This is a genomic window from Mycobacterium sp. MMS18-G62 (assembly GCF_053877835.1).
The window spans coordinates 3247597-3265407 of the sequence record NZ_CM132662.1; the positions used below are offsets into that span (position 1 = coordinate 3247597).

Annotated in this window: 15 protein-coding genes; 13 read left to right on the forward strand and 2 right to left on the reverse strand. The window is 64.4% G+C overall.

Annotation, left to right across the window (positions count from 1 at the left end):
- Positions 1–39: 39 nt before the first annotated feature.
- Genes ACWW36_RS16185 through ACWW36_RS16200 form a run of 4 tightly spaced genes read left to right on the forward strand, consistent with a single transcriptional unit; the run spans position 40 to position 4130 of the window.
- On the forward strand, positions 40–717 hold the full coding sequence (locus ACWW36_RS16185; RefSeq protein ID WP_456137022.1) for an acyltransferase: 678 nt from the start codon (positions 40–42) through the stop codon (positions 715–717).
- Entirely contained in the window at positions 717–1835 is a 1119-nt protein-coding gene (locus tag ACWW36_RS16190; protein WP_456137023.1) for a glycosyltransferase, read from the forward strand. Before ACWW36_RS16185 ends, ACWW36_RS16190 begins: the two co-directional genes overlap by 1 nt.
- Positions 1828–2985: a hypothetical protein gene (locus ACWW36_RS16195; RefSeq protein WP_456137024.1), complete on the forward strand. Its 1158-nt coding sequence runs from the start codon at positions 1828–1830 to the stop codon at positions 2983–2985. Before ACWW36_RS16190 ends, ACWW36_RS16195 begins: the two co-directional genes overlap by 8 nt.
- Complete coding sequence (locus ACWW36_RS16200; protein ID WP_456137025.1) at positions 2982–4130, forward strand: glycosyltransferase; 1149 nt, start codon at positions 2982–2984, stop codon at positions 4128–4130. Before ACWW36_RS16195 ends, ACWW36_RS16200 begins: the two co-directional genes overlap by 4 nt.
- On the opposite strand, the gene ACWW36_RS16205 is transcribed toward ACWW36_RS16200, so the two are convergent.
- Together ACWW36_RS16205 and ACWW36_RS16210 are read right to left on the reverse strand one after the other, a co-directional pair.
- Complete coding sequence (locus ACWW36_RS16205; protein ID WP_456137026.1) at positions 4123–5661, reverse strand: cellulase family glycosylhydrolase; 1539 nt, start codon at positions 5659–5661, stop codon at positions 4123–4125. The two genes, ACWW36_RS16200 and ACWW36_RS16205, sit on opposite strands and share 8 nt — an antisense overlap.
- 150 nt (positions 5662–5811) lie before the next feature.
- Positions 5812–7251, reverse strand: a complete 1440-nt coding sequence (locus tag ACWW36_RS16210) for an O-antigen ligase family protein (protein WP_456137027.1) — start codon at positions 7249–7251, stop codon at positions 5812–5814.
- A 121-nt stretch (positions 7252–7372) separates the two neighbouring features.
- Between ACWW36_RS16210 and ACWW36_RS16215 the strand changes: the two genes are divergently transcribed.
- The 9 genes from ACWW36_RS16215 to ACWW36_RS16255 all read left to right on the forward strand — a co-directional run bounded on the left by ACWW36_RS16215 (position 7373) and on the right by ACWW36_RS16255 (position 17698).
- Complete coding sequence (locus ACWW36_RS16215) at positions 7373–8905, forward strand: polysaccharide biosynthesis tyrosine autokinase (protein ID WP_456137028.1); 1533 nt, start codon at positions 7373–7375, stop codon at positions 8903–8905.
- Positions 8906–8907: 2 nt separating this feature from the next.
- Positions 8908–10164 (forward strand): alpha/beta hydrolase family protein, encoded by a 1257-nt coding sequence (locus ACWW36_RS16220; protein WP_456137029.1) that lies wholly within the window; start codon positions 8908–8910, stop codon positions 10162–10164.
- Positions 10161–10829 (forward strand): YveK family protein, encoded by a 669-nt coding sequence (locus tag ACWW36_RS16225; protein ID WP_456137030.1) that lies wholly within the window; start codon positions 10161–10163, stop codon positions 10827–10829. The genes ACWW36_RS16220 and ACWW36_RS16225 overlap by 4 nt, the downstream gene beginning before the upstream one ends.
- 17 nt (positions 10830–10846) lie before the next feature.
- Positions 10847–12148 (forward strand): alpha/beta fold hydrolase, encoded by a 1302-nt coding sequence (locus tag ACWW36_RS16230; RefSeq protein WP_456137031.1) that lies wholly within the window; start codon positions 10847–10849, stop codon positions 12146–12148.
- Complete coding sequence (locus tag ACWW36_RS16235) at positions 12145–13419, forward strand: acyltransferase family protein (RefSeq protein WP_456137032.1); 1275 nt, start codon at positions 12145–12147, stop codon at positions 13417–13419. Before ACWW36_RS16230 ends, ACWW36_RS16235 begins: the two co-directional genes overlap by 4 nt.
- Positions 13419–14642, forward strand: a complete 1224-nt coding sequence (locus ACWW36_RS16240) for a lipase family protein (RefSeq protein ID WP_456137033.1) — start codon at positions 13419–13421, stop codon at positions 14640–14642. Before ACWW36_RS16235 ends, ACWW36_RS16240 begins: the two co-directional genes overlap by 1 nt.
- Positions 14629–15513, forward strand: coding sequence for a sialate O-acetylesterase (locus tag ACWW36_RS16245; protein WP_456137034.1), 885 nt, complete (start codon positions 14629–14631; stop codon positions 15511–15513). Before ACWW36_RS16240 ends, ACWW36_RS16245 begins: the two co-directional genes overlap by 14 nt.
- Positions 15500–16075, forward strand: a complete 576-nt coding sequence (locus ACWW36_RS16250; RefSeq protein WP_456137035.1) for a YdcF family protein — start codon at positions 15500–15502, stop codon at positions 16073–16075. The genes ACWW36_RS16245 and ACWW36_RS16250 overlap by 14 nt, the downstream gene beginning before the upstream one ends.
- Positions 16076–16189: 114 nt before the next feature.
- On the forward strand, positions 16190–17698 hold the full coding sequence (locus ACWW36_RS16255) for a sugar transferase (RefSeq protein WP_456142511.1): 1509 nt from the start codon (positions 16190–16192) through the stop codon (positions 17696–17698).
- Positions 17699–17811: the final 113 nt, after the last annotated feature.

Consider the following 17811-nt stretch of genomic DNA (forward strand, 5'->3'; position numbering starts at 1 on the left):
GTTATGGTTGTGCCGGGGGATACGACAGGAGCAAAGTTCGTGAGTGTAGAACCCCAGACCGCGGATCCCGAGGACGTCGCCCGTAAACGTGCCGCCGCGCCGAGCTTGAAGATGCCACCGCCGCCCGAATGGGTGCTCGGGCCCGACGGCCGGGTTGTGGATTTCAAGATGCAGGGCATGGGTTTTGCGCGTAAGGCGCGCAATCGCCTCGGCGAGTTGATCTACAACACGTTCATCACCCATATCCCGTCGCACACCATCCGTCAGGGGTTTCTGCGGTTGATGGGCGCCACGATCGGCAAGCACTCCGCAATCATGCGGGGGACGACGATTCTGGATATCGAGTTCCTCACGATCGGCAACGGCACCACGGTCGGCTTGCGTTGTCTGCTGGACTCCCGCGCGGGGCTGTGGATCGGCGACAACGTGACGCTGGCGAGCGATGTGCACATCCTCGGCGGTGGACATGACATCAACCACCCGGATTTCCTGCCGGTGCCGATCCCGACCGTCATCGAGGACTACGTGTGGATCGCCAGCCGGGCAATGGTGCTGCCGTCGTTGATCCGCCGCGGCGCCGTCGTCGCCGCACAGGCGTTGGTGGTCAAGGACGTTGGCGAATGCGAGGTGGTCGGGGGGAATCCGGCCAAGGTGATCTCCAAGCGCAATCCCGACGCCCTGCGATACAGCGCGAAATACCGGCCGCTGTTCTACTGATGTCCCCGGAGCTGAACCAGTACCGCTTGGTCTTTGTCGGACCGGCGGAGGGCCGCACAGCGGTGGGGGACTACAGCGCCGACTTCATCAAGGCCATCCGGCCATACGTCGGTGAGGTCGTCGAGGTGCGCACCGGCGGCCCCCTCGCGGACTCGGTGGCCGACATTCGGCGCTATCGCCGGATGGTCGCCGACGCCGTGGCCGAGCGGCCGGGCCGGGTTCTGGTACACGCAGAGCTGGCCGCCGGTGAGACAGCGGCGTTCTGGGCGATCGCCGGCCTGCGAGGCGTCCCGGTTACCGCGACGCATCACGATCCGCCGCAAGGAGTTTGGTGGCCGGCGGGCATCAGGGGGCTCGCCAAGAGCCGGCTGATATTCCACGGCATCCACTATCCATTGCGTCCGGTGTCCGCCGCCGTCGAGGGCGCGGTCAACGGTCGTCGAATGTTGTTCGCGCTCACCCAAACCGGACGGCTCTCCATCGAACGCCGCTATCCGCGATCGCACGCCGTCTATGTGCCACACATCGTCCGCGAACGGCCGGCGATCAAGCCGGTCCAGGATCGTCCGAAGGCGGTCGGATTCTTCGGCCACGTCTATCGCGGCAAGGGCTTCGAGCTGGTGTCTCGCATCCGCGAGCAGCTACCCGACGACATCGCGATCCGGGTGGCGGGGCGAGGGACCGAATCACTGCCGCGCGTGGACGGCATCGAGCTTGTCGGCAGGGTCGATGGACCCGAAGAGGACGCGTTCTTCGAGTCCATCCAGGCGGTGATGGTCCCGTACGGCAAGCGGCACTGGTACGACGAGACATATCCTGCCTCGGGCGTGGTGGCGCACGCCACCGCTTATCGCACGCCGGTGATCTGTACGGACTATGGATCGCTTGCCGAACTCGACGACAAGGCCGGAGCGATCGTGGTTCCAACCAACCCGGCCAAACCACAGGCGATCGCACGGGATTTGACGGTGGCGGCTGCCTCGCTGCTCAACGATCGGGCCCGGCTGACCGAACTCGGTGAGTACTCCGAAAAGACCCGGCAAGCCCGCTCGGGTGCACGCATCGCCGAGGCGTTCGCCGCGGCGTGGTCTGAACTGTTGGCACGGCACGGTGTCTGAGGTCTCCGCGCCGGAAGCGGCGCCGCGCAACATCGCGAAGACGCTTCTGGCCCTGGTGTGGATCTACGGCGGGCGTGGGCTCGGCCTGCTGTGGACGCTGGTGATGATTCACCAGTTGGGTGTCGACGATTACGGTCAGTACGGCATGGCCGTCGCGCTGAACGCGATTGTGGGCCCGTCGCTTGACAATTCGTTCTCCGTGCGCGCCATCCGCGAGTCCGAGGAGCGGTTCGTGCGGGAGCGGGTCACCCGTTTCCTTGTCGCCCTCACATTGATCGTCCTCGGAATCAGCCTGGTCGGCGAGATCTACTTCGTCGGGTTCGGCCTGATCGTCGCGGGCGGCGAGATCGCGCTCAACGTCGTCAAGAGCCGATCGGCCCGTGACGGCCATCCCGACCGGGTGTATCGAATGGATACCGCCAGGCAGTTCACCGGCGTCGGGATGGGAACGGCCTATCTGTATCTGGTGCCCGGGGCGACGCTGCTCGGCGCGAGCCTGGCGTATTGCACGCCCTACGCGGTGGTCATCGTCTTGGCCGCGTTCGCCGCGGGCAGGCATCGGCCCGGGCTGCCCGGACCGCTGCGCCTGATGGCCGCGCTCACCGGAGAAATGCTGGGCACCGCCGCGTATCTCCAGGGCGACGTGCTGCTACTCGGCGCCCTGACCAACAGCACGACAGTCGGCTACTACACCTTGACGTGGGTGGCGGCGGCCGCGGTGGCGGCGGCGGGTCAGTCCTTCGGCATGACCTATCACGAGCCGTTGCGCGCGGCCAACGGCGACCTGTCGGCGGGTCCGCCGCTGCGAAACACGTTGGGCATCGCCGCGATCGGCGGCACACTGATCTTCCTGATCGGCGTCGGCTTGCTGGTCTCGCCCGCGCCCACCGAACTGGCTATTGCGATGATGGTGATGTCCGGCTTCGCCGCGCTGCGCATCGTCGTATCGGTGTTCCAGGTCATCCTCTACACACAGCGCCGTGACGTCATGCGGTTGACGGCCGCTATCTGTCTGGTGCCGTTCAAGCTGGGGCTGCTCGCGCTGCTGTCCTTCTTGGGTGCCATCGGTGCGGCCATCTCTTCGACAGTCACCGACGCCGTGCTGCTGCTCATCTTCACCTATGCGCTGTATTGGCAGAGGAAGAAATGACCAAAGCCAGTTTTCTGCTCTCCAAGGATCCCGTCTACGAGCACACCGGCGACATCGCGCTCGCGCGGATGCTGATGCAGCTGGCCGCCGATTCCTTCGAGGTGTCCGCGGTGTGCCTGTCACGCGAATCCGGCACGACGACAGCAGATCTCGTGACTGGTGGGCTGCCATTGCGCCGAGTCCGCAAATCAGAGATCCAGCCGCGCAAACTGCTGACGAAATCCCTGCGGACCCGGCGCAGTCTGGTGCACGTCCGGTTCGACACCGACGACTTGGTCGAAGCCATCGAGGCGTCCGTCGCCGACGTGTTCGTCGCCGAACACAGCTACATGGCCGAATCCTTTCTGCGCAGTGTGCATTTCGGTGCCCGCAAGCTCGTCGTCAACACCAACGTGACCGAATCACTGGTATGGCGAGCGACCAGGGGAATGCTCGGCCGCGTCGAGGAACCGCGGCTGCTGCGCGACGAACTGCGGGTGGCACTCGCAGCGGACGCGGTCGGGACGTATGACGCCGAAGAAGCGGAGTTCTACCGGGCCAGGGGAGTCAGGGGCGTGCGCTTCCTCGACATCACCATGCCACCCGGCGATCAGGTCGACGTTTCGGCGACGCCTCGGCGGCTGGTCTTCATGGGCACCCGCGACTGGCCGCCTAATCAGGAAGCGTTCCTGCATGCCCTGAAGATGTGGCCGGCGATCGCGGCGGGTATCCCCGACGCCGAACTATGCGTAATCGGTGCGAAAAAGCCGGGGGCGGCCGACCCCGACTATCCCGACGGGGTTCGTGATCTCGGGTTCGTCGACGACCTGCACGCGTTTCTTGGCAGCTGCCGGGCGATGATCGCCCCGATCAAGACGGGCGGGGGAGTGCGCGTCAAACTGCTCGACGCGATCAGGATCGGGTTGCCGGTGGTGGCCACTACCCCGGCGATCGGATCACTAGGGCCGATCTTCGGTCTCACTGCGGTCGACGACGACGCCGCGTTCATCGCCGAATGCCGCCGCTTGTTGACCGACCGCGACGCCGCGGTCAAGGCAGGCGACCGGCTGTTCGATATCAACAGGGACCGCTGGCAGCAGCGCCTTCCTCACCGGGCGGTAGAGGCGCTGCTGCGCGCGGAGGATGTGGCCGCCGACGCTACGTGAGGGTGACCTTGAAGCCGGTCCACGGCATCCAGGTGATGTTGCCGTGCTGGAAGTTCACGCGGGAACCGCCGTTGGCGTAGATCTCGTCGCTGGTCGCCAAGCCGAGCTGCGGCACCCACGCCTGGGCGAAGCCGAAGCTGGCCCAGTGCACACCCGTGGCCTGTGACCACCACACTCTAAAACCGTTGGTGCCGTTGAAATCCTGCCATCCGTTGGCGAAGGAAGCATTGGGCGTGGCGTTGCGGGCCACCGCGAAGTCAGCGACGGGCTTGGGCGAGGAGAAGATCCCGTTGGGCGTCTCGAAGAGGGTGTTCACCGTCCGTATCTGGGCCCACATCGTGGGTGTGGCTTTGAACACTGGGCTCAGCACACTGCCGTGAACCGGGTCGGTGATCTTAGAAAATCGTTGAAACTCAGGCGATTTGGGTACGCCAGCAGCGATCGCCGCCTTCAGGTCCTGTTGAGCTGGCTTCGGTGTCCAGTTGGACTGGAACACACCGAAGGTGTCGTCTACGGTAGTGCTCGCGGTGTTGCGGTCACGCGTGGTGTAAAACATCAACGGGCCGGTGTAGGGCATCTCCTGCCACTTGGTGTACATGTCCTTGAGGAACGCGGACTGGGTGGCGGGATCGCTGATCGATGTCGGCTGGCCGTATTCGGTGTTCCAGATCTTCTTCGCGGAGTCGCCGTTGGAGATCATCGCCTGCCGCATCTGGATGAGTTGGTTCACAGGCGAATTCGCCTGCGGAACGCCGTCGGAGAATTTCAAGTAGTAGTGGTACGGATGAAACGACAAGGCGTCGAAGTAATTCTTGGCGCCCGCCGTGTACATCTGGTTCACGAACTTCACCGGGTCCATGGCGAAATTGCCCCAGTCGATGACCGCGCCGAGCACGCCCGCGATGACGGTCACCGCCGAATCGACGGCCTTGATCTTCGGGTAAGCGGCCTTGAGAAGGTCGGTGTAACCGGCGGGGTCGGGCTGCGGCGAGTAGAAGTAGGCCGAATTGGGCTCGTTCCAGATCTCGTATGCCGAGACTTTGCCCTTGTAACGGGTCGCCACCTTGGCGGCGAAATCCCCATACGCCGCGGGTGAGGCCGGTCTGCCGCTGATCGGTTGAGCACCTGCCGCGACTGCCCATCCCGGTGTGGAGTTGATGAATCCGATCACGGATATGCCCTTGGCCGCTGCCGCATTGATGGTCTTGTCGACCGTCGACCAGTTCAGCTGACCTTGAATCGGTTCCACACCGGCCCACGGAATCATCAGGCGGACCGTCTTTACATTCGTCGAGCCCATGATTTGCAATGTGTGGTCAACATCGGCCGGTGTCATACCGTAAATGTCGGAGTCGGCAAACCCAATTGTGGTGGGCAACGGATTGATGTTGGCGCTCTCAGCGACGATAACGCGCCGTGGCGAATCCGGGGGAAGCACCACTGCGACGGCAAGGGCGCAAACGACTCCCGTGAAAATCGCGGCGACAATTGTGCTGACCCGACGAAGCCGGCGGCTCCTGCCTGAGCGCACGGGTTACCTCCAGTTTTCTACAGAGGAAGCGCCATTACGACGCGAGTGTGCCCTCAGTTTGCCGTAGCCAGCACCTTTTCTTGGGCATGAGTTGTGGTGTGTCGCAACGAATCCGTGGATTGCCGAGGAATCGTTTACGCAAATGTCAATTTATGGAACGCCCACCCTGACGCCCACATGCGGCGCTGAAACGGCATCTGCCTGAGTTGATTGTCTCTGAAGCGCGTCCCGGCGTTCACGGTCGATATAGACAAGAAACGCCAGCAAGATCGAATACAGGAGCACGATCTGCGCAATATCCGCGGTTCCATGGTCGAGTTGCATTCCGCCAAAACAGAATGCGATGAACACGCCGCCATACAGCGCCCAGGGCAACGAGCGCGAAATCAACGCACGGTAAGAGATAATGCAGCCGACGATCATAACGGCGAGAAATGCCAGGCCGGTGATGATTCCCCCGCGATAGACGGTGATCAACGGCGCGTTCGACACCAGGTTCAGCGTGTACGAGTACGAGGGATCGAGGAATTCGCGTCGGCCCCAGCCGTGCCCGAACACCCAGCTCCCCGACATCTGACCGGGGAAGTTGTGCAAGGCATCGAGTCGGGACGTGGAGCCGGCGTCATCGCTTCGGAACGACGACAGGATTCGTCGGCGCACAGGTGAGATCAGGAAACACAAAGCGGCGATGAGTGCCAGGCTGGCGATCGTCGCGATGCGGTCGCGCGACCGCATCGTGTGGAAAATCAACACCAGGACGATCCCAACAACCAAAGTCCCAATGCTCTGCCGGCTGAGGGTCAGCGCCAAAGCGGCGGTGATCAGCGTCGTGAGGACCACCCGGCGCCAGCCTGCGAACAGCAGGATGCCGAGTATCAGCGCGACCATCAAGTTGAGTCCGGCGCCGTTCGGCTCCACCCAGGTGCCGCCCAAGCGCTGTGTTCGCGATGCCCCCGCGTTTGTATATGCGTAAAAACCCACCGTGTATTGCTCGAGGTATCCGAATGCGCGTAGAAAGCGGAAAGACGTGTGGTTTGGATCGAATGCGATGAGATAGAAGCCGAAGATCCCGTTGAGCGCTGCGCCGCATACGAATATGCGCCCAAAAGTTGCCAGATGCTGCTGCGAAAGCTGAAGCAACGGAAATATCATCGACATTGCAATAACCCACCGAATGAAGATCGAGACATCGGCGAGTGAGTGGTAGGTCGCGACAACGGATAGCCCGGACGTGATGATCAATGCCAAAACGGCCAGCTCGAGCGGATGTGGAGAGCGAGCCAAACGGGGGTGAAGGAGGGATGCGAGTAGGCACCCGAAAGCCAACGGTAGATAAAGCGGCAAGTGGGCACCCGGAAAGCGGCCATATTGAAGTAGGGCCATCACGGCGGCCAAGGCCCAGAACAGCCACAGCGGATGTCGTACACCCACATATGCAGCCACAATTAAGGCCACAAGGCCGACAACACCCAGCAGCGACAGCTTCCCGAAGGACATTGCCAGCCAGACCGTTGCAGCTATCACAGCAACGATCGCGGCGGATACCATATGATTGCGGAGCTGATCCCAGCGGGTGTTCACGAAGACCATGCTCTCAGCTCGACCAGCTAAGCTCAATCCCGGCTGGCCGGACCGCACTTAAAAGGTGGCCGCTGGGGTCGCGAACGCTAACCTGACAACCGTTAAGACGCCCAATTTTGAGGGGACGACGTTGGAGATCAAGGAATACCTGCGCATTTTCGCCAGGTACTGGTGGGTGATCGTGATCCTGACAGCTGTTGGCGCCGCCATCGGCTGGGGGACCTGGCAGTTCACCGACCGCGAGTATCAGTCCACGGCCACCCTGTTCGTCGCTACCCAGAACGGGACGACGGTCACCGAGGCGTACCAGAACAACCTGTTCTCCCAAGAGCGTGTGGTCTCCTACGCCGGCCTGGCCACCAGCGAACAGGTCGCTGCGCGAGCGGTCGACCAGCTGAAGGCGCCGATTTCTTCGGAGGAACTGCGTTCCAAGATCTCCGCCGCACCCGTTCCGCAAACCGTGTTGCTGAATGTCAGTGTCACCGACCCCGATCCGACGCAGGCCCAGACGTACGCCAACGCCGTCGCCGATCAGCTCGTCGGGCTGGTCAGTGAACTCGAAACGTCGCGGCGTGGCGGCACCCCGGCGGCCGGCGCGGTCGTCGTCGACGAGGCCGCGTTCCCCACGTCGCCGCTCGGCCTTGGCATGCTGCTGCGCATCGGCCTCGGTGCGGCAGGCGGCCTCGTTCTCGGGATCGTCATAGCGATACTGGTCGGCATCTTCGACAAGCGCGTGCGCGGCCGGGAACCGGTCGAGAACGCGAGCGGTTCCTTGGTGATCGGCGCACTGCCGCTCGACCCCTCCCGCGAAAAGGTTGACGTCGCCGACCTGGCGTCTGACGACTTGTATGCAGAGCGGCTCAGGGAGCTGCGGACCAATTTGCGCTTCGTGGTGCCGGCAAACGGCGATGACGCGCCACGGGTGATTGCTGTGACGAGTCCGCGTCGGCAGGAGGGCCGGACCACGACGGCCATCGACCTGGCCGCGGCTCTGGCTGAATCGGGTCGCTCGGTCGTCCTCGTCGACGGCGACCTACGAAATCCGCAGCTGGCCGATCGGCTGCCCCTCAACGGCCCGATGCGAGACGGCGCCGGTTCCCGCGGGTTGAGCACCGTGCTGGTGGGGGAGAACAGCGTTGTCGAGTCGGTCATCTCCGACGTCTCGGTCGGCCACCACACGATCGCATTTCTTCCGGCAGGGCCGTCCTCTACGCGTCCCGGCGAGCTGTGGGCGAGCCAACGGGCGGAGAAGCTGTTGGACGAACTCGCCAATGGATACGACTACGTCGTGATCGACACGCCGCCGCTGGATGTCTACAACGACGCCGCGGTCGTCGGGGCATTGTCTGACGGCGCGCTTCTACTGGCGAGGATCCGCAAGACCACCACGTCGGCCCTGCGCCGCGCCGTGCAGGCGCTGCAGACCGCCAACGTCGCCGTCATCGGCACCGTCGTCACGTTCGAACCAGGCGGCCAACGCCGGCTGCGTCGCGACCGAAAGGAAGGGGCGAGCGCGTCGGGTGGTGATCGGTCGGCGCGCGCCGCCGGCTCGACGGCCGGCAACTCGGCCGACGGCGATGCCGATACGACGACGATCAGCCAGAACGGCCTGGTCGGCTCCGCGGGCTCGCCACGGCCGGCGCGCAGGCACGGGGCCGGCTGATCGTGCGGAGGCGGGCCGTCGCGGCGCTCCTCGCGGTGATGGCGGTGCTGGCGGGCTGCTCTGACGACGGACCGGCGCCGTCGCTTACCTACAACCGGCCACCGCGCGACGAACTCACGCCCGGGTTCGTCGGCGCGCCCACGCTGCCGCCGCCTGACATGACCAACGACGGACCGGGCTCTTTGGTGAGCGTCGAGCCCTACACCGACGCCAACATCGAGGACGCGAATTCCGCAGCGGTCAAGGTGGTGTACCGGTCAACGTCCGGTGTCGACGGCGCGCCAACCGAGGTGTCCGGCATCGTGGCGGTGCCGCCCGGCATGCCCCCCAAGGGCGGCTGGCCGATCCTGTCTTTCGCGCATTCGCTGACGGGCGTGATGCCCAAGTGCGCACCCTCGATGGCCGATGGACTGTGGGGTTACTCGCAGACCGTGGCCACGCTGCTGGGCCGCGGCTTCGTGGTGGCGCTACCCGACTATCAGGGTCTGGGCACTCCCGGCACCGACCCGCATTCGATTGTCGACTCAGCGGCGTTGGGCAACAACGTGATTGACGCCGCGCGGGCGGCGCGACGGGTACTGCCGTCGGCGAGCACGCGGTGGGCGGCGTTCGGCATCGGCGAAGGCGGCCTGGCGGCGTGGTCTGCCGCCGAACGGGCCGGAATCTACGGCGGCGGAATGGATCTCGTCGGATCGGTAGCCATCGCCCCCTACGCCGATATGTCCCCGATGGTCGACACCGCCACAAGCGGACAATTCGCAGGGTCCCAGCAGATGCAGATGTACATCCAGGTTCTGCAGAGTCTGGAAAACTTCGACCCCCGCTTCGACCTGGACGCACAGCGATCGGCTGCGGCCCGCCAGCGGTGGGACCTCCTAACTGATTGCGCGCCAAAGGATCCCCAGCAAGCACAGCAGGCACTGACTCAACTCAAACCCGAAGACTTACGGCCGCAAAGCCCCGCCGCGGCGGCGGACGCACGGCAGCGTCTGGCGGCTGCGGCGTTGCCGGCCCGCTATCCCACGCCGGGATCGGCGCCAGTATTGGTCGTCTTCGGAACGGCGGACACCTCGACGCCCGCGCTTGGCGTCCAGCAGGCCCTCGCGAGCGCTTGCGCGAAAGGCGATCGCATCGAGGTCAACAAACGCGCCGGGGACACCGAAGTGACAAACGATCAGATCATCCAGAGTGCGATCGCATGGATGGTCGCCCGCTTCGACGGGCAGCGCCTCGGCAACGTCTGCGTGGGTGCCACGTGAAACCGCCCGCCGGCGCTCCGCGAATCCGGGACTATCTGACCATCCTGCGGGACGGCTGGGTGGTCATCTTGTGCGCGACGCTGGTCTCGGCGGGCGTGGGATTCTTGCAGTGGCGCATCGTCTCACCGGTGTACGTGTCGACCGCCAAGTTCTTCGTGGTGACGCCCGGCAGCGCCACCACGCTCGACGCGTACTACGGGGTGCTGACCGCAGAGCCGAGGGCGGCCACCTTTCAACAACTGGCGCGCAGCTCGCAGGTCACGTCCCGGGCGATCGAGCAGCTGGGGCTTCCCGAAACGTCCGAGGAGCTGGCTGGGCACATCATCGTGCCGCCCACGAATTCGGCGATATTCGACGTCGTCGTCACCGGTGCCGATGCCCAGCGCACACAGGAAGTTGCCAGCGCTGTCGCGGCGAACATGGTTTCGCTGTCGCATGAAATGGCCGCCGTGGATACCGTGCACACCGAGTTAGTGCTGGTAGACGACGCTAGCCCTGCTCAGCGGCAGGGTTCGATGTGGAAGAACATCTTGACCGCGACGCTGCTCGGATTCGCGCTGAGTATTGTGCTGATAAGCGCTCGAGGGTTGCTGGAGGATAGACTCCTCGGCAGGGGGCAGGTCGACCGCGTTGTAGGCGAGGCGACTGCGGAAAGGAACAGATGATCCGGCCCCCTTCAGCAGTGTCTGCCGCCTGCGTCGTGTTGGCGGCCTGTCTCGGCATCGTCGGATGTAGCGATGCGAAGCCCGCAGCGCCTGAGCCTGCGGCGATGTCGGGCATCGACCTGAAACCGGACACCTCGGGCAATGGGGAAGTACCCGGCGCACTTGCATCGGCGAGCACGCTGCCGACGATCGACCGCCGGCTGAAATCCGTGACGTCGTTGGCCGCGCACATTCAGTACACGTCGACGTCGGGCATCACCAACAACCGCACGCAAGTCACCGGGACGGTCTTCGTGCCGAAGGGTAAAGCGCCCGACACCGGATGGCCCGTTGTCGTGTACGCGCACCCCACGACCGGCATCACCTCCGACTGCGCCCCGTCGCTGTCGCCGAATCTTCTTGGCGCATCGGAACCGATCGCGGCGCTGATCAAGGCCGGCTACATCATCGTGGTGCCGGATTACCAAGGCCTTGGCCTCGATACGGAGCGCCATCCCTATTTGGACTCCACCACCGTCGGCTACAACGTCATCGACTCGGTGCGTGCGGCGCGCCGCCTTGTCCCCGAGGCGTCCGACCGCTGGCTTGCGGTCGGGATTTCCCAAGGCGGCCAAGCCGCTTGGGCGGCCAACGAATTGGCAGGCAGCTATGACGCCGGCGGGCTGAAGCTGCTCGGCACCGTGAGCCTGTCACCGGCCACGAACATCAGCGGCTTCGCCGATGCCGCCGCATCCGGCACGTTGACCAAGGAACAACAGGCGGCGCTGCCGTTGATCCTGTCGGCGCTGGCCCAGGAGCATCCGGACTTCAACCTCGACGACTATCGGCGCGGAGTCGTCGAACAACGATGGAATTCGCTGACCTCATGCGAGGGGCCGGCCATCGCCGACCGGACCAAGGTGATCGACGAGATTTCCCCCGACGATTTGCGCCCCGCCAGCCCGCAGGCCGTCGACACACTGCGCGCCGATCTTCAGAAGCGCGGTCTGCCGCAGCGGCCCACGACCGCACCGATGCTCGTGATCTACGGCGGTATGGACACCCTGACGCCGGGCAACTGGACGGACGAGGCGCTCGCAGCGGCCTGCGGTATGGGTGACGTGATCGATATCCAGTTCCAGCCTGACAAGGGGCACAGCGACATCGACGTGACGTATTCGTTCGGCTGGATCAACGATCGGTTCGCCGGGGTTCCAGCGGCCAACAGTTGCGAATCATTCACCGCCGCACGGCAGTCGGTCGAGCAGCCCGTCGCTCCCGCGGGCGAATCTGACTACAGCGAGAGCTACACCCAAGACGAAACTGGAGGAGGCGAATGACGGCCGAGTTCACCGCGATACCGCCGTCGATTCCGCCGGTACCGCCAACGTCTGCGCTCACCCGTGCGAAGACACGGATCATCGGCCTCGACGGAGCGCGTGGGTTGTCGTGCGTCGGTGTGGCGATCATGCATGTCACCGGGCACTACTCGCCGCACACCTCCGCGACGTGGAAGACGAACCTCGTCGGCCTTTCGCTGATTTTCTTCTACGTGCTCAGCGGTTTTCTACTGTTCTTGCCCTACGTCCGCAAGCTCACCGAGGACCGCGGTACCGCCATGCCGAGCACCGCGAACTTCGCGATGCATCGCGTCGCGCGGATCCTGCCCGGATATCTGGCGATCTTTTTGATCTGCAACTTCGTGTTCCAGATCGTCTATGTCCAGAATCCGTCGATGCAGCCGTTGGGCACCGAGGACGGCACCGGGATGATCACCGATCCGTGGCAGTTGTTCGCCAATCTGACGCTGGTGCAGTCCTACATCCCGGAGTACTTCCAGACCGGGCTGAACCCGTCGTGGTCGTTGACTCTGGAATACGCCTTCTATGTTTCCGTGCCGCTGCTCGGGATGTTGTTGTTCGCACTGCGGAAGCGGACGTCGACTCGGCCGCTGCGACTGGCCCTGGTCGCGCCCGTCTTCTTGATCGTGATGGCGTTCACCGGGCGCTCGCTCGTGCCGATGCTGGTGCATCGGTCCGGGATCACCGACCGGGTGTTGCTCGACTGGGGGCCCAATTGGGTTGCGGTGTTCACCAAGACGTTCCTGACCAACGCGGACACTTTCGCGATGGGAATGCTCGCGGCGGTCGTATTCGTCGCGATGGAGCAGTTCTCGATGTCGGAGCGGCTGAGCCGTCGGGTGCGGTTGTACAGCGCGCTTGCGATCATCCCGGCGACCGGCGCGTTCCTGTGGTTACTCGCCACCGCCAGCCCGTTCGCAACCAGCGGCATCGCCGCGGTGTGCGGCTTGATGATCCTTGTCATCATCGCGCCGCTGGCCAGGGGTGAAGACTCGCCCATCGCCCGTCATCTCGACAGCGCACCACTGCGGTTCGTGGGTAAGGTTTCGTTGTCGGCGTATCTTTGGCACTTCCCGTTGATGCTGTTGCTGGGTCGCTGGGGTTTGATGGCCGGCGATTCTGTCCCCGGAATGCTTAGGAACGTCGTCGTGGTACTCACCGTGACATTTGTGGTCTCGGCCGTGACCTTCTATCTCGTCGAGCAGCCGGCCATGAATTGGGCGAAGCGGTATCGAGCTAGGTGGTCGTGATGCGCCGAGCGGTGCTGTGGATCAGCGCCGCCGCCGCGGTCGTGCTGGTCCTCGCGTCATTGCCGTTGGTGTGGAAGCTGGGCGTGCGCTTACTCGAGACCACCCGGCACGGCGCGCAGGGCGACCCCGTCCCGATCCAGACGGCCGACCTGTCCGGTTCCGGGCCGGGCACATTGGTGAGCGCGATGACGATGCCGTCGTTCACGCGCACCGGTGACGGCAAGCTCGTGCAGGCCGCCCGCGTCGTGTACCGGTCCACGTCCGGTGACACCGGGTTGGAAACCGTCGTGTCGGGATCGGTGTTCACGCCGCTCGGGGAGCCACCCGACGGCGGCTGGCCGGTCGTCGCCCTCGGCCACGGAACGACGGGGATCAACGAGCCCTGCGCGCCGTCAGGGTCCGACTCGCTGCTCGGATTCTCCACTGCGGTAGCGGGATTCGCGAAGATGGGATATGCGGTCGCGCTCGCCGACTATCAAGGGCTTGGGTCATCCGGCGTACATCCGTACACCGACGCCAAGACGGCGGGCCTGAACATGATCGATTCGGTGCGGGCCCTGCGCCATACCTTCAAGAACGTGTCGAACCGGTGGGCTGCCGTCGGTGGATCGCAGGGCGGCGGTGCGTCGTGGGCGGCCGACGAACAGGCCGCCACCTACGCGCCGGAGCTCGATCTCGTTGGCGCGCTGGCATATTCGCCCGCGGTCGACATATCAGGGATGGTCGACAAGTCGATGGCTCGCACTTTGACCGACGACCAGGAAGCGGCGTTTCAGGCGATCATCGAGTCGCTGGCGCGTTTACACAAAGACTTGAACCGGGACGACTACCGCCGTGGCGCCGCCGCCAAGTATTGGGAGGTGCTGTCGGCCTGTGCGGGTCCCAAGGTCGGCGACCGTAAGGCGGCCATCGACGCCGTGCAGCCGGGAGATCTTGGGCCGGTCACACCAGAGGCAGCGAACCGGCTTCGCAACCTGCTCAAGGCGTGGGCCCTTCCGCAGCAACGACTTTCGGCGCCGCTGTCAGTGGCCTATGGCGGTCAGGACACGTATATCGACGCTGCGTGGACCACCGCAGCGATCGCCCGCGCGTGTGCGCTTGGCGGAACGGTGGTGTGGCAGCTGCAGCCGGACAAGGGGCACGGCGATGTCGATATCGCATCCCAATTCGCTTGGATGGCAGATCGATTCGCGGGAAAGCCGGTGACCAATGGGTGCCCGTAGGAACCCTGACGGGGATTACGCGCTGTGGATGCGGCTGCTAGTGCAGGCCAAATGCGTGGTGAAGCGCAGAATCGCCAAGCCCGGCATACCAGTGCAACGGCCCGAACAGCCCTACTTGATCGTGCCGATCCTCGGGCAGTCGAACGCCTACGGCATGGGTGTCGGCCTGGACCCGGCGGGACTGGATCGACAGCACCCGCTCGTGCATCAGTGGGCGATGTCCGGGCCGTCGAAGGGCACCGCGGTCGCCGGCGTCGATCCGCTGTTTCACGAGGTGCCGGGCAAGGGTGTCGGCTTCGGCGTGACGTTCGCCAAGCAGCTGGCCGACGAGACCGGGCGCGCGGTGCTGCTGATCCCGGGCGCGCGAGGCGACACCGCTTTCTCGCCGAAGAACGGATACACCTGGGACGTAGACGATACGACCACAAGGACGAATCTGTACCGCCGAGCGATATCGGCGACCGACGCGGCCATCTCCCAGTACCCGGGCAGCACCGTCGCCGTCGTCCTCTGGCATCAGGGTGAATCGGATGTGCCGCTGATGGCGGCGTCGGTTTATCAGAGAAAGCTCGACCGGCTGATCGACGACGTCCGGGTCCGCTACGGCCACGATCTCCCCTTTCTCCTCGGGCAGATGGTGCCCGAGGAGATGGCGGAATCCCACAAGGACTATTCGGCGATCGACGCCGTACACGTCGATACTCCGAACCGCCGCCCGCGCACCGCGTTTATTGACGGTCCCGTCGGGTACATCAACGGTGGCGAGGACCGCCACTACAACGCAGCGGGGCAGCGTGAGCTGGGCCGCAGAATGTGGAGTGCGTACCGCGAGATGTGCGCCGATCACCTGGCGGGTTATGCGTCGGCTTGATCTTGATCGCGTCGTCGTGGAGGCGATTGCCGCGGTGATCGTGATCGTGCTCGTCGACGTTGGCCTCGCCGGGATCATGTTGTTCAACAACGCGAAGGAGGACGAGTTGCAGCACGCCGACGCGATCGTCGTCCTCGCCGGGGAACACGACGGTCGCGAGGATTACGCGATGCAACTTGCCCGCGAGGGCTGGGCACCGACTGTCGTGTTCTCCAATCCGTACCTGTCGGGCGACGACGTCATGGATCGGGTCTGTCGTCCGACTGCCGACATCGAGGTGATCTGCGGGAAACCCCCGTCGGTGACCACGCGCGGGGAGGCCCAGATGGTGCGGCGGCTGGCCGAGCAGCGATCGTGGAAGAAGATCATCGTCCTCACCTGGCGCTATCACATCCCGCGCGCGCGGCTGGTTTTCCGGCAATGCTTTTCCGATCAGCGCGGTACGACAGTATTGCGCGCGATGCCCCGCCAGTATCCGTACTCGTTCCTGCAATGGGAGTTCATGTACTTCTACCAATTTGCCGGCTTCGCGAAGGCCGTTCTGCAGGGCACTTGTCCCTGACCTGGCAGTTTGAAGAATGGGTGGCGTAAGCGGGCAAACAATGCGATAGTGTATCGACAGTCGGGGGTCAGCGATTATTCGGTAGCTGCCAGCAAATAGGAGGTAGTGCGAACCGTGTCGGTGGCAGAAGAGGTTTTTGCACCCGCCAAACCCCGCCTTTCCGCGGTCCGAACCGCTACCGCGACGGTGTGGCAGCGACGGTATAAATGGATCCTCGTCGCCTCCGATGTGGTGGTCGTCACACTTGCTCTCGCGATTGCCCAGGTAGTCCGCCTCGGCAAGCCTGACCAGGCGCCGGAAGCGGCCTGGGCTTATTACTCGGTGTTTTCCTACTACTCGGTGCTCTCGGTCTATGTGGCCGCCATTTGGCTCGGCCTGCTCGCCGCCTATCGCACGCGGTCTCCCCGAATCGTCGGTGCCGGAGTCGAGGAATACCGCCGCGTGTTTTCTGCCACGCTGGCAACCGTCGGCGTAATCGCCGTCGTGCTGATGATCTTCCGGCCGGAATACGCTCGTGGCTATCTCGCTGTGGCCCTTCCCGCCGGATTGTTGGGTTTGCTCCTTAGCCGTAGCCTGTGCCGGCGGATTCTGGCCCGGCAGCGCCGTCGCGGGAAATGCGTGATGTCGGTGCTGGCAGTGGGTGATCCGCGTGCGGTGCGCAGCCTGGTGCAATCACTACAGCGCGGCTGGTCGTACGGCTACTCGGTGGTGGGCGTTTGCCTCACCGGTCGTAGTGACGGCGGCACGTTGGAGGTCCCCGGCGTCGGCACGCTGCCAGTGCTCGGCGACGAGGGCAAGGTGCACGACGCGATCCTGAAGACCAATGCCGACACCGTCGCGCTGACCACGACTGACCACCTCGGCCCCGAGGGCGTACGCGAATTGTCGTGGGACCTCGACAAACTGGGCGTCGACCTGGTCGTGTCACCTGGTGTCGTCGATGTCGCCGGGCCTCGCCTGACCATGCGTCCGGTCGCCGGCCTGCCACTGATTCACGTCGAGAAGCCGCAGTACAGCGGCACCAAGAAGCTGCAGAAGCGCGCCTTCGACATCTTCGTGTCGTTCACGGTGCTGCTCGGCGCGTTGCCGGTGATGCTGGCCGCTGCCATCGCCATCAAGCTGACCAGCAGGGGCCCGGTGTTCTACCGCTCGGAGCGGATCGGTCTGGACGGCACGCCATTCCAGATGATCAAGTTCCGCACCATGGTCGACGGTGCCGACAAGCAGATCGACAGCCTGGTCCACATCAACGAGAGCGTGGGCGGTGTGCTGTTCAAGATCCGGGAGGATCCGCGGGTCACTCCTGTGGGCCGGATCTTGCGTCGTTACAGCATCGACGAGCTGCCGCAGTTCATCAATGTGTTGCGCCGCGACATGAGCGTCGTCGGCCCGCGTCCGCCGCTGCGCCGAGAGGTCGACACGTACAACGACCAGGTCCGCCGACGGTTGCTGGTGCTGCCCGGTATCACCGGCCTCTGGCAGGTCAGCGGCAGGTCCGACCTGTCCTGGGAAGACTCGGTTCGCCTCGATCTTTCGTACGTGGAGAACTGGTCGATCACCAACGACCTTCTTATTGCGGCCAAGACAATTCGTATTGTGGCTGCCGGCTCCGGCGCGTACTGAGTAAGCGTCAAGCGTCCGAGACCTGCATACGCGTCGTTTGTCGGCCACGCCGGTTAGCCGTCAAACGTGCTGGCAACCACATCATCGCCGCTGGTAAGCGGCCCGCTCAGAGC